Annotated in this window: 9 protein-coding genes and 1 pseudogene; 6 read left to right on the forward strand and 4 right to left on the reverse strand. The window is 62.8% G+C overall.

The features are described from left to right. The first annotated feature begins 153 nt into the window (after positions 1-153). Entirely contained in the window at positions 154-651 is a 498-nt protein-coding gene (locus HMPREF9153_RS07915; protein ID WP_004811057.1) for a DUF6912 family protein, read from the forward strand. Between the two features lie 28 nt (positions 652-679). Here HMPREF9153_RS07915 and HMPREF9153_RS07920 read toward each other — a convergent pair whose 3' ends face one another. Then, a complete protein-coding gene (locus HMPREF9153_RS07920) occupies positions 680-1153 on the reverse strand; it encodes a DUF2505 domain-containing protein (protein WP_004811059.1) in 474 nt (157 codons plus the stop codon). Positions 1154-1259: 106 nt separating this feature from the next. Between HMPREF9153_RS07920 and HMPREF9153_RS07925 the strand changes: the two genes are divergently transcribed. The 3 genes from HMPREF9153_RS07925 (at position 1260) to trpS (ending at position 8007) form a co-directional block, all read left to right on the forward strand. Further along, positions 1260-5915, forward strand: coding sequence for an NAD-glutamate dehydrogenase (locus HMPREF9153_RS07925; RefSeq protein ID WP_004811061.1), 4656 nt, complete (start codon positions 1260-1262; stop codon positions 5913-5915). A gap of 2 nt (positions 5916-5917) precedes the next feature. Next, on the forward strand, positions 5918-6772 hold the full coding sequence (locus HMPREF9153_RS07930; protein WP_256998271.1) for a PHP domain-containing protein: 855 nt from the start codon (positions 5918-5920) through the stop codon (positions 6770-6772). A gap of 143 nt (positions 6773-6915) precedes the next feature. Then, entirely contained in the window at positions 6916-8007 is a 1092-nt protein-coding gene (trpS, locus tag HMPREF9153_RS07935; protein ID WP_036902470.1) for a tryptophan--tRNA ligase, read from the forward strand. 65 nt (positions 8008-8072) lie between these two features. On the opposite strand, the gene HMPREF9153_RS07940 is transcribed toward trpS, so the two are convergent. Then, the gene (locus HMPREF9153_RS07940) at positions 8073-9698 is read right to left on the reverse strand and encodes a DEAD/DEAH box helicase (protein ID WP_004811067.1); all 1626 of its coding nucleotides are present in this window, start codon (positions 9696-9698) and stop codon (positions 8073-8075) included. Between the two features lie 249 nt (positions 9699-9947). Here HMPREF9153_RS07940 and HMPREF9153_RS07945 point away from each other — a divergent pair, with 249 nt between their 5' ends. After that, complete coding sequence (locus tag HMPREF9153_RS07945) at positions 9948-10514, forward strand: hypothetical protein (RefSeq protein ID WP_171023477.1); 567 nt, start codon at positions 9948-9950, stop codon at positions 10512-10514. Between the two features lie 92 nt (positions 10515-10606). On the opposite strand, the gene HMPREF9153_RS07950 is transcribed toward HMPREF9153_RS07945, so the two are convergent. After that, entirely contained in the window at positions 10607-10834 is a 228-nt protein-coding gene (locus tag HMPREF9153_RS07950) for a DUF3107 domain-containing protein (RefSeq protein WP_004811072.1), read from the reverse strand. Positions 10835-10855: 21 nt separating this feature from the next. Next, on the reverse strand, positions 10856-11719 hold the full coding sequence (locus tag HMPREF9153_RS07955; RefSeq protein ID WP_004811074.1) for a PP2C family protein-serine/threonine phosphatase: 864 nt from the start codon (positions 11717-11719) through the stop codon (positions 10856-10858). 269 nt (positions 11720-11988) lie between these two features. Here HMPREF9153_RS07955 and HMPREF9153_RS12985 point away from each other — a divergent pair. Continuing rightward, a pseudogene (locus HMPREF9153_RS12985) lies at positions 11989-13383 on the forward strand (UvrD-helicase domain-containing protein); the annotation flags it as partial. Positions 13384-13437: the final 54 nt, after the last annotated feature.

Genomic DNA, 13437 nt, shown 5'->3' on the forward strand with positions numbered 1-13437 from the left:
TCCTCGGGAAGGGTTGATGCGCAAATCTGTGGAAAACTCGAGTGAGCTAACGATGCCGTCATCTGGGACGGCGCGAGCCAATATATGATTCCCGTCCGCATCTGAGTACCGTGGACGATGCATCAGGGGTCACGCTGGCCAAGGAGGGTTCAATTGTCGACGTCCACCATCGTTTTCATCCCAACTAATGCGCAACGGGCTCGTGAGCTCGTTGCTGCGCCGGGAGAACAGGTGACGGCCTTCACGGTCACCGAGGAGCTTCGTGTCATCCTCGACGTCACTGATCCCGAGGAAACCGAACATGCTGCCATGGTCATCGGTTCGGTGTGGGGCCTGACCCATACCGGTCGTCGACTGGTTCTCGTCGCTCATGTCCCTGCCGAGCAAATTGCCGATCACGAAGAGGTCGACAACGGCGGAGTGACACTGACCCGTCTCGAGCCCTCGCAGATCACGGCGTGGTTTGCCGACGATGACGACGCCGACTCCAAGGATGCTGCCGCAGCCGTCAAGGGCATGATCATCGACGATGCCTGGAATGACGTCACCGTTCAGACTCTCATCGGTGAGCACGAGTTGTCCTGGCATGACATCACCGAGGAGCTTCCGGCGGCCGACACCGACCCCGAGGGTTTCCCCGGATTGGAGTGACGGACCGCCGCGACGGGTGGGGTTGGCCTCAGTGGGAGGCCAACCAGTCGTCGCCCGCCCGCTGCTGCATGTCGAAGGCCTGAGTGATGTGCGGGGCCGCGGCCTTTTCCAGTTTCTTGCCCACCAGTGGGACCGACACGGTGAAGGTACCGGTGTATACGACCTCGGTTCCGGTGACGTCGGGACGCACGGAGACGTGTCCGTCTGCCTTCGCCCGCATGCCCTGAGGAACGATCTGCAAGGAGCCCTCCCGCGATCCATCGGGATTGGCGGGCTGCCACCACAAGGTCTGCTTGGCGGTGAGGGTGGAGCCGATGAACTTCGTCACCTGGCTGGGAGCGGGCACGGCCACGTCCAGGCTCAACGAGTCCCCCGTGATGACGGCATTGCTGGTGGTGGCCCCGGCGCGTCGGTGGACGTCCTGCCACCATGCCGGATCGGTCATCATGGTGACGACTTGATCAGTGGTTGCGTCGAAATGGGCCCGTGAATTGATGTCCATGTCACCATGATGCCGGACGCTTGCGACACACCTCGCAAAACGACCTTGCTCAGTGGTTCACGCGAAGGCATAAACCCTTGTAGAGTTCTCATCGAGGACCACGTTGATGTGGCCCCGTGACCATGACGAAGGTGACCTGATCGTGTCAGAGATGGAGAAAGTCATCCCGGCTCTCGTGGCATCGGTGCTGGAGCAGCACGCCACTGGAGATCACTGCTGTGAAGAGGTGATTCGTCAGGCGATGGAACGGCAGATGAAGCTTGCCGTGAAGCCTGGACCGGTTCGCGTCGGCGTGAGTATCGATCCGCCGTGGTCTGACGGTCAGGTCAACTCGGTGCAGGTCGTCATGGATGACCGTCCCTTCCTCGTCGACACCGTCGTGTCGTGCCTGCTTCGTCATGGGTGGCGAGTTGAGGACGTTCGGCACCCGATTTTCGGTGTCAAGCGCAACGTCGAGGGAGCTGTTGAGAGTGTCGGAACTCCCGGACGCGAGGGCTGCGAGCCGGAGTCCTGGATTCACATTGATGCCGCGGCGCCGATTGGTGTTGACACTGGCAAGGCTGCCAAGCAGCTCGATGAGGATCTTCACAGCTGCCTTGACCAGGTTGTTCGGGCCACGGACGACTGGGCGGCGATGCAAGAGGCGATGTTGCGGACCGCTGAGCTGGTGAGTGCCTCCCAAGGGCGCTCCGATGATCGTGACTCGACGCGTGAGCTCCTGGAATGGTTGGCCAATGACCATTTCATGTACTTGTCCTACGAGGAGTTCCGGGTCGACGGGGACACCATGACGCCAGTACCCGGTACCCGGCTGGGCATCACCGATGACGGGCCGCGCTTCGATGCGATCCCTCACAGCGAGGATCATTCCACCATCGTCGTCACGAAGGACTCGGTTCGTTCCACCGTGCAGCGCAATGGATACCGGGATTACGTTGGCGTGCGAATCCGTGACGAGAACGGCACCGTCGTCGCTGAGCACCGCTTCATCGGTCTGCTGGGGTCGGCCGCATACACCGAGTCGGTGACGCACATCCCGGTCCTCCGCGCCAAGGCCTCCCGCGTGCTGGCACTTTCGGGATACCGAGCCAACTCCCATGGCGGCAAGGCGGTCATTCGTACCATCGCTGAGTTCCCACGTGATGCCCTTTTCGAGGCCTCGGCCGAAGAGCTCGTGCCACTCATCATGACGATCGTCGACCTGCGCGAGAAGCAGCGCCTTCGGGCACTGGTCCGCCGCGGTCCGTGGGGTCGGTTCTTCCACCTGCTGGTCTTCGTCCCGGCCGACCGTTTCGACGCCAGCACTGTTGGCGTCGTCGAGGGAATCGTCGCCAAGCGGACCGGCGCGGTCGAGTTCGACTCGACCATCATGATGGGTGAGTCCTCCCTGGTCAGGATCACCTTGACTGCCAAGGTCCCTGACGGTGAGGTTCTTCCTCCAATTGATGACGCGGAACTGCAGGCAGAGCTCGCCGACGCCACTTCGAACTGGGATGACGAGTTCATCGCCCTGGCCAGCAGCATTGAGAGTGACCGACGCGGAATTGACTTCGGACCCGAGTACAAGCAGGAATTCACGGCCAAGCAGGGCATTCTGGACCTCGAACTGCTCAACAGGTTGGCTGAGGATGACCTGGGCCTGGTCATGTACCGTCCGGATGACCCGGCCGATCCCTCCGACCTGCGCCTCAAGATCTTCAACCAGCACGCGCCGATGACGCTGTCCCAGGTCATGCCGCACCTGTCGAGCCTCGGCGTCCAGATCGTCGATGAGCATCCGCACCGGATTGTCCTGCGCGGTCGGGAGATCTGGCTGTTCGACCTTGGCCTGCAGGCCCCCGGCGAGCTGTGGAAGGAATCCGAGCGACATCGTTTCACCGAGGCTTTTGCCGCATCCTGGCGTGGGGAGTGCGAATCCGACACCTTCTCGGGCCTCGTGACCGAGGCGGGCTTGTCCTGGTCCCAGGTGGCCATGTTGCGCTGTATCGCTCGTTACCTCCGGCAGGTTGGTAGTCCGTTCTCCCAGACCTACATGGCGAAGACACTACGGGCGAACCCGAATCTGGCAGGCGACCTCGTGAGGATCGTCGAGGCCAAGTTCGATCCGTCGGCTTACGATGACGGGGTCGATGCCGGAGCCGAGCGGTTGGCCAAGGTGGAGGAACTGTCGCAGACCTTCCTTTCTGATCTGGACGACGTCGCCTCCCTTGATCACGATCGCATCCTGCGCATGATGCATGCCGTCATCAAGGCCATGATCCGCACCAACTGGTGGCAGAAGGATCGCCGAGCGCTGGCCTTCAAGGTGCGCCCGGGTGAGCTCGACTTCGCCCCAGCCCCACGACCCAAGTTCGAGATCTTCGTCAATTCGCCGAGGGTCTCCGGAACTCACCTGCGTTTCGGTGCGGTGGCGAGAGGAGGCTTGCGTTGGTCGGATCGTCCCGAGGACTTCCGTACCGAGGTCCTCGGCCTGGTCAAGGCCCAGATGGTCAAGAACTCGGTCATCGTGCCTGCGGGCGCCAAGGGCGGCTTCGTTCCCGCCCATCTGCCCGATCCCACGACCGACCGCGCGGGCTGGGCCGAGGAAGGCAAGGAGTGCTACCGCATCTTCGTCTCGTCGCTGCTGTCCCTGACCGACAACGTCGTCGAAGGCAAGGTCGTCGCCCCTGACCACGTGGTGCGCCACGACGGGGACGATCCCTACCTCGTCGTGGCCGCTGACAAGGGCACTGCCACTTTCTCCGACACCGCGAACGCAATTGCCGCGGAGCACGGATTCTGGCTCGGTGACGCCTTCGCCTCGGGTGGATCCCATGGTTACGACCACAAGGCCATGGGCATCACGGCCCGCGGCGCCTGGGAGTCGGTGACCCGGCATCTCGCCGACCTGGGTATCGACCAGGCGGCTGACGACTTCACCTGCGTCGGTATCGGCGACATGTCCGGTGACGTCTTCGGCAATGGCATGTTGCTGAGCAAGCACATCAAGCTGGTGGCAGCTTTCAACCACCGTCACGTCTTCGTCGACCCGACCCCGGATCCTGCCGCGTCCTGGCAGGAGCGTCGTCGCCTCTTCGATCTTCCGCGCTCGAGCTGGGGCGATTACGACTCGTCCCTCATCTCCGAGGGCGGCGGCGTCTGGGATCGCACCTTGAAGTCGATTCCGGTGAGTCAGCAGATGAGCGAGGCCCTCGGCATCGACGGCTCCGTCAAGAGGATGACCCCTGACAATCTCATCTCGGCGATCCTGCGGGCTCCGGTTGACCTGCTGTGGAACGGCGGAATCGGAACCTACGTACGCGCCACGAGTGAGACCGACGCCCAGGTCGGCGACCGAGCCAATGATCCGGTTCGCATCACGGCCAAGGAGGTGCGGGCCAGGGCTGCTGGCGAAGGCGGAAACCTGGGATGGACGCAGGCAGGTCGCATCGAATACGCCCGAAACGGTGGCCGAATCAACACCGATTTCATCGACAATTCTGCCGGCGTCGACACCTCTGATCATGAGGTCAACATCAAGATCCTGCTTGATGCCGAAGTGGCTGCCGGCCGCCTCAGCGCCGAGGAACGCGACGAACTCCTGCCTGCCATGGCTGACGACGTCGCTACCCTGGTACTGCGGCACAACCGTTCTCAGAACCTCGCGCTGGCCAATGCGGTGAGCCCGTCCGGGCCGACTCCTGGAGTCCTGGAAGCCTGGATGTGCGAACTCGAGGAGTCTGGCCATCTTGATCGCGTCGTCGACACCATGCCGTCGACCGCTGAGATGAATCGTCGAATGGCCGCAGGGGAGGGCCTTACCAGCCCGGAGCTGTGCACCCTGCTCGCGTGGACGAAGATCGCCCTGTGCGATGCCGTGCTGGCCACGGATCTTCCGGAAGATCCCTTCGTGGCGGATCGCTTGGTGGGCTACTTCCCGCCGCTGCTGCGTGAGAGGTTCGCTGATCGGATGCCAGATCACCGGCTGCACCGGGAGATCATCACCACCGAAGCCGTCAACAGGTTCGTTGACTCCCAGGGCATCACGGCCTTCCACCGCTTGCATCTGCAGACCGGGGCAGACATCGCTCAGGTCATCCGTTGCCAGCTGGCGGCCCGATCGGTCTTCGGACTGGGCAGGGTGGAGACGAACCTCACCCACCTCGGACTGGACGCAGCCCGTACTGCCGAGATCAGGCTCGCTCTTCGAGATCTCGCCATGGACGCCACGAGGTGGTTCCTCAACCACGGAGGTGCGGACAACATCTCTGCCGCGATCGAGACCTACCGTCCGGGCGTCGCGAAACTCGTCGACAAGCTCTCCGACTTGCTGGGCGACAGTGCCGACGAGTGGCAGAAGAAGGTTGACGATGTCACCGAGTTGGGACTTGATCGTGCGGATGCCGCTGTGGTCGCCTCCCACGACTGGGGCCCAGTGCTGTTGAGCGTTGTCGAGATCTCTGACGAAGGTCATCCTCTCGACGAAGTCGCCGAGGCATACCTGACGCTGGCGCGCAGGGTGGACATGACCCGCCTGACCCATCTCGTCGAACAGCTTCCCCAGGACCGTCCGACGGATGCCCGAGTGCGGGCAAGCCTCCGCGAGGATCTCCTTCAGGTGATGTCCGAGGCGACGCGTCGGGCCCTTGAGATTGGAACGGCCAACGTTCTGGTTGATGGTGGACGTATTGTTGAAGCGATGACGACAACCCCGGATCTAGCGCACTGCGTCGTGATGGTCAGTGACCTGCGGTCCTCCGTGGGCCAGGAGGCCAAGCAGTGAGAATTGATCTCCACACCCATTCCACGATCTCGGACGGGACGGATTCCCCGACCCGCCTCGTGATGAGGGCTGCCACGAGCGGTCTGGACGTCATCGCCCTGACGGATCATGACACCTTCGATGGGCTGGAAGAGGCTCAGGCAGCCGGACAGCGGTTCGGTGTCCGGCTGCTTCCTGGCCTCGAGATGACGTGCCACGTTGGTGGTCGTGACGTTCACCTTCTCGGTTACGGGCCGCGTCCTGACGATCCAGCTCTGGGCAGAAAGCTGCAGATCACGCCGGATTCGCGAGTTGGGCGTCTGGACGCCATCTGTCAGAAACTTGCCGAGGTCGGAATGTCGGTGACGACGGCGGACGTCCATCGAGCTGCCGGTTCGGCCTCGAGCCTGGGTCGGCCCCATGTAGCGGACGCGATGGTGGCCAAGGGCTACGTCGAAGACCGTGACGAGGCTTTCCGAGACTGGCTCGCTGACGGCAAGCCCGCCTATGTTCCACGGCACAGCGTGGCGTTGGAAGAGGGCATCGACCTCATCCACGATGCCGGCGGCGTCGCCGTCCTGGCACATCCGTGGGGCAGGGGAGCCCAGCAGGTCCTCACCCCGCAGATGATCGCGTCGTTGTCCGCCTATCACCAGCTCGACGGAATCGAGGTGGAGCACCAGGACCACGACCAGGCAGCCCGCCGTATGCTCTTCGATCTGGGAGGACGGCTCGGGTTGGTCCGGACCGGCGCGAGCGATTACCACGGCTCGGGCAAGAAGGACCACGAGCTGGGATGCAATCTCACCCGTGAGACCGCCTATCGAGAGCTCGTGACGAGGATCCAGCTGCGTGGTGGAGTTCTTCGCGTCCGGTGAGACTGCTACAGTGACCGACATGACGATTGCACCTGCGAATGCCACCTCGTGGTGGCGTCGCTGCGTGCGGCACTGACGATGTGACAGCCGCCCTGCCCGGCGGCCGCCTCGTCGCCGAGGAGGGCGGCGAGGAAGGATTTTCGATGACCAGCGACGTCTCCGAAATCGGATCGAACGCTGCCACCTTGGCGCGCTCGCAGGCCCGCAGTGACAAGGTTGAGACCGATCTGGCCGTCCATCCCGAGAAATGGCGGATTCTCACCGGGGATCGTCCCACCGGAAGTCTCCACATCGGTCACTACTTCGGCTCCCTGGCCAATCGGGTGCGTCTGCAGGACAAGGGAATCGAGTCCTTCCTCGTCATCGCTGATTACCAGGTCATCTATGACCGTGACGGCGTCGGCGAGTTGCAGGCCAATGTGATGTCGAACATCGCCGATTACCTTGCCATCGGTGTCGACCCGGTCCGTACCACGATCTTCACCCACTCGGCCCTGCCTGCCCTCAACCAGCTGCTGCTGCCCTTCCTGTCGCTGGTGACCGACGCGGAGCTGCGTCGTAACCCGACTGTCAAGGACGAGCTGGCCACCTCGGACCGCCCGATGTCGGGTCTCATGCTCACCTTCCCGGTGCACCAGGCTGCCGACATCCTCTTCTGCAAGGCCAACCTCGTCCCGGTCGGCCGTGACCAGCTGCCGCACATCGAGCAGACCCGCGTCATCGCTCGTCGCTTCGACGAGAGGTACGGGCGAGCCGATGCCTCTGAGCCGGTCTTCCCCGAGCCGGAGGCGCTGCTTTCCGCCACCCCGCATGTGTTGGGTCTCGATGGCACGAAGATGAGCAAGTCGAAGGGCAACACCATTGAGATCGGCATGACCGCCGATCAGACCGCCAAGCTCATCAAGAAGGCCAAGACGGACGCCGAGCGCCACATCACGTGGGATCCGGAGAACCGTCCTGAGGTCTCGAACCTGTTGCTGCTCACCGCCCTGTGCGAGAACGGTGATCCCGCTGCCATTGCCGAGGAAATCGGTGACGGTGGTTCGGGTACCCTCAAAAAGCGTCTCACCGCCTCCCTCAACGACTACTTCGCCCCGATTCGTGAGCGTCGTGCTGAACTTGCCGCTGACGAGGGCCACCTGCGCGAGGTGCTCCGGGAAGGAAATGAGCGTGCCAACGCCGTCGCCGACCAGACTCTCGCTGAGGTGCGGACAGCCATGAGGATGGTCTATTGAATCTGGTGATATGAAGCGAGGCACGGACATCATGTCCGTGCCTCGTCCTGTGTTCAGACCGAACCTCACAGGGACCGACGTGCCCTGCGGCGGCGCGGGACGGCGGCCGTCCCCTTGTCGCCAGCGGTCTTCGTGCTGGCCTTCTTCCTGGGTGCCTGCTCCTTGGTGGAAGCAGCGTCCTTCTCGGGAGACTTCTTGTGTTCCTTGGCCTCATGCCTGCCGTGCGCGCTGCCGACCTCGTCGCCACCGCGGATCACCGTGCCGTTGCGGCGACGGGTGCGTTTGCGGCGCGGTGTGTCATCGTCCTTGGAATCCTCGCGGGAACGACGGCCCCTACTGCGATCACCATGCCTGCGGTGGCCGTCGTGCTTGTCGTCACGCTTGTGGTGATGACGCTCACGCTTCTCTGCGCCGGGCAAAGCGCCCTTGGTACCTTCCGGGATGTCGAGGTCGGTGTAGAGATGCGGGGAGGTCGAGTAAGTCTCGATGGGCTCGGGGATCTCGAGGTCCAGTGCCTTGTTGATGAGGTTCCAGCGAGTGACGTCAGCCCAGTCAACGAGGGTGACGGCCACGCCCTTGGCACCAGCACGTCCGGTACGGCCAATACGGTGGACGTAGGTCTTCTCGTCCTCGGGGCACTCGTGGTTGATGACGTGGGAGACCCCGGTGACGTCAATGCCACGCGCAGCGACGTCGGTGGCGACGAGGATGGTGGCGTCGCCGCTGCGGAACTTCTTGAGGGCCTTTTCGCGAGCGACCTGGGTGAGGTCGCCATGGATGGCCCGAGCCTTGAAGCCACGGTCGTCGAGGTCGTCGGCCAGACGCTGGCAGGTGCGCTTGGTACGGCAGAAGATGATGACCTTCTCGACATCGCGGGACTGCAGGATGCGCCCGATGACCTCGATCTTGTCCATCGGATGGGCCTGGTAGACGAATTGCTGGGTATCCGGAACGGTGGCCTGGGCGTCGGCACCCTCGGCACGCACGTGTACCGGACGGTTCAGCTGGGAACGGGCCAGAGCCATGATCGGTGCCGGCATGGTGGCCGAGAAGAGCATGGTCTGGCGAGAGGTCGGGGTGCGCCCGATGAGGTTCTCGACGTCGGGCAGGAAGCCCAGGTCAAGCATCTCGTCAGCCTCGTCGAGAACGACGATGCGCACGTGGGACAGGTCGAGGTCCTTGCGCTGGGAGAGGTCCAGAAGACGTCCGGGGGTGCCGACGACGACGTCGACCCCGGCCTTCAGCGCGTCGATCTGTGGTTCGTAGCCGACGCCGCCATAGACGGTGAGGACTCGCGCGCCGCGCACCGAGGCGGCGGTCGAGATGTCCTTGGACACCTGGAGGGCTAGCTCCCGGGTCGGGCACATCACCAGTGCCTGGGGCCTGCCCTTGTGTTCGAACTCCTCCCAGTCGTCATCTCCGGGCAGGATGATGCGCTGCAGGACGGTGATGCCGAAGGCGAGCGTCTTGCCGGTGCCCGTGCGGGCCTGGCCGATGAGATCGGTGCCCTGAATGGAAATCGGGATGGACATGGCCTGGATGGGGAAGGGAGAGACGATCCCCACCCCCTCCAGCGCCTGGCAAATGTCTTCTCGGACGCCGAGATCGGCGAAAGAGGTGGAAATGGAAATAGTGGTCTCGGTCAGTGTCTTGGCCTCTTCGTGCGTGGGCCCGTCAAGGCCCTGTGTCATTCTTCGTAGTCGTTCCTCGTGATGTCGTCGCGCGAAACTCTGTTCCGCGACGATGTCACGTGCGGTGTGGACCTGCGAGGTGACGCGGTCGACACACCACCAGCCATCTTACCTCCAGTGCCGTCGACCCTCTAACCTGTTGGCGTGAGCATCGACGACACGAACCCCGACGACTCCTCGGTTGTGACGATCTTCTGGTCCGTCGCAGCGTCCTGTGCCTTGCATGGATTCTCCGCAACGGTGTCCGGCATGGTCCTGGCTCCCGGCCTGTCCGAACGGTTCCTCATCGTTGATCGCAGTGCTGAGATTCAGCAGATCTTGGCCGAAGCCAGAACCCATCTGACGGATCGCACGGTTCTAGTAGAGACGGAACCCCTCATCGGGTCCGTGGAGGAGTACGTGCCCTCCCGGTCTTGGTCCCAGGTGTTGCTGCGCGACCACATCGTCGTTGATCTCATCGCCGATTTCCTGGACCGGGTCGAGCCGAATCTCGCACCCGAACTTCGTCCGGCCTGCGGGTCTTTCGGCCCGTGGCTCGGTCGCGGTACGGGGAGCCGCGTGAGATGGGATGCCGTGATGCGTCACATCATCGCCGGGCAACGTGACAAATCGGCAGAATCCCTGTTCGCACGACGTCTCGTGGGAGAGGTGTTGTCGGTGGCCCAACGGCTCTTTGCCCGTCATCAGGCGCTGACCGCGGCCCTGACGAAAGCTGGTGGGGGAGAGTTCGATGATCTCGACCTCATCAATGAGGTGATGGCTGGTGTGTTGAACGTCCATGACGAACGCATGATTGATCTCGGCCTCGAACCGTGATTGACGAAACGGCGAGTGGCCTCGAGCGGTAGGTGACAATGGCAGCTTCCGGAATGACCCGAAGCTGCCATGACGTTCAACCGTGACCGAGTTCAGAGAGTCCCAAACCCGACCTGACGGCTGTTGGGCTGCCCCAGGTCGAGGTAGGCGATCCCACGGGCGGGAACGAGAACCTTGCGGCCCTTGGCATCCGTCAGGGTGAGGACGGCGTCGGGCTGGCTGAGGCTGTCCTTGAGCTGCTGCTCAATGGACTCAGCGCTTTCTTGAGCGTCGATGCTGACTTCACTTGCAGTGTTGACGATGCCGATCTTGATCTCCATGACGACAAATCTACCGTTGGATCAAGCGTCCCGGCGCCACAGCGCCACAGTGATGTTGTCATGACCGCCGCACGTGTTGGCGTGCGCGATGAGTCCGGCCGCGAGATCTGCTGGGTCGGGACGACCCTGGTCATTTTTTCGCACCGTGCCCGCGAGATCAGTGACGAGCGTGGTCAAGTCGTCCGGATCGGGAACGTGATTCCACAATCCGTCACTGCACACCAGGAGCCATCCGGAATGCTGTGGTTGATAGGCCATGACGCGGGGAGCGAGGTCGGTGGCGGAGGCGCCGAGCCACTTCGTGATGGCATGGGCGCCGATCCCCGCCTCTGCTTCTTCCCGAGACATTCCTAGGTCCATTTGTGCCTGGGCCATGGAATCATCGATGGACAGTCGGACACAGCCACCATCATCAGGGAACCAGTAGGTTCGGGTGTCACCGATGTTGCCCACGACAATGCGTTCTTGTGTCGCAACGGCGACGGCCAGAGTGCACGCACCAATCGGACGCGATGCGCTCACCACGGCCTCGTGCGCCTTTCGGAAGGCTCGCTCGAAGAGGGTGACGATGTCATCGTCGTTGGCTGGCATCCCCTGGTCCATCGTCGCCGTCAGGTAATCGCGCGCGGTGTGAGATGCGATTCTGGCGCATTCCTCAGCACCATCGGTGGACGAGACGCCGTCAGCGACGACAAGGACGATATGACGCCCGGAACTGTCGATGCCGAGGGCTGCCGCGTCCTGGTTCGTTTCATGACGTAGTCCGATGTGTGAGGCGCAGGCAACATCTCCACGAGCTGCAGCTCGCTCGGTGAGGTCCACTCGCGAGATGGCGGGGGTATCGGGCGTCACGATTTCGGCCGATGACTGGTCCGATTCATTCATGAAGGTCCTCAGGCTGGGTAATTGTTCTCCGCAGGGCTCCGGCTGAATCCGGGCGCAGCGCTCGACGTGGTGTGGCGATCGCGGTAGATCCATGTCTACCGACGAGGTTTATGACCAGCTACGAACATGCGGACGCGTCTCATGGGGGTGAGACAGCTCTTCCACCCTTTCACATGGTGGGCCGATGAGACCAGGAAATGACTGCTGACGTCGTTGTTCTGTGGAAAAGACCCAGCCGGACGGCAATGCTGTCGCAGGTCGGTGGTGGGATGTGTGCCATGCATGGATGGGATGACGCTCAGGTGCGGGTGCTCAATGATGATGCTGGCACGGTCCTCGTCATGGGAGGGCCGGGCACCGGACGGACGGGTCTGTGTCTTGAGGTGGCCGCGCAGTACGTCGAAGCTGGCGGCTCCCTGTCCGACATCCTGCTGCTCGGCCAGACAAGACCGGCTGCCCAGACATTGCGCAATGGCCTCGTACGACGACTCGGAGGCGCTCATCTGGACCCTCATGTCATGACGGTTCACGCGTTGGCCCGGCGCATCCTTGGATCTCGACATTTCTCGGGACGGCTGTTGACCGCTCCTGAGCAGGAGTTTCGTATCAGAGAGCTTCTTGCGGCTCGTGACATGACGGACTGGCCCGAGGAACTGCAGGCATGCGCACAGACCTCTCAATTCGCGTCTGACGTGCGTGTCATGGCGGCGCGACTTCGTCAAGAAGGATGCGACCCGCAGGACCTCACTGCTGCGGGGATGACCTGGGGAGTGCCGGAATGGCAGGTTCTGGGACCATTCCTGACGGATTATCTGGACGTTCTTGATCTGGAGGGGGCAGTGGATTACGCCGAGGCGGTGCATCGTGCTCGGATCGCCTTGACCCGTCCAGGTGCGGCCATCGACGTGAGGTCACGGGTCAAGCTGCTGGTGTGCGACGATCTGACCGAGTGTGATCCGTCCCAGATTCGCCTCATTGCCCAGATTGCGCAATGCCATGTTCCTTGTGTGCTGACCGCCGATCCGGACCAGACCGTCTACGGTTTTCGAGGAGCAGCCGCGGAACGCCTCGACGATCTGATCGATGAGTTCCCGGACGTGTCGATTCACCACCTGACGATCAATTACCGTAATCATGCGCATGTTGCCGACGTCGTTGAGTCATTGCGTGCAGGAATGCCAGCGATACCGTCGTCCAGCCGTCTGAGACGGCGGGCAAACAACGCCGCGGCCACAGAGGCGGGAAAGGTAGCCGCCGTTCGAGCTGGCAGCACCACTCGCCTGGTGAGAAAGGTCGCTGGAAGTCTTCGCCATGCTCACGTGGCCGATGGCGTCCCTTGGAGTGAGATGGCGGTGGTGACCCGTCATGGGGCTGAGCTGGGAGTGATCGCGACGATCCTTGCCTCTCAGGGCATACCGGTCTTGCGCTCGCGGGATGAGCATGCGTTGTCTGACGTCCACGCCGTCACTCAGATCCTCAATGCTCTTGAGGTGGCTGTCCGTCTCGCAACAGGAACCCAACCGGGCCGGCGAGAAGTGTCGGCCCTGATCACGAACCCATTGGCAGGAATCGATCTCACTGTCGTTCATCGCCTCGAAACCTGGTGCCGACTCGTTCGCCGGGAGGAGCTGAATTGGGAGGTGCTGCAGGAGCTGGCCGCGGATGCGAGCCGTTCTGTGACGAGGACGGAGATGGCCGACGACGCCGTCAGTGATGGA

The organism is Cutibacterium avidum ATCC 25577 (genome assembly GCF_000227295.1).
GTDB classification, from domain to species: Bacteria; Actinomycetota; Actinomycetes; order Propionibacteriales; family Propionibacteriaceae; genus Cutibacterium; species Cutibacterium avidum.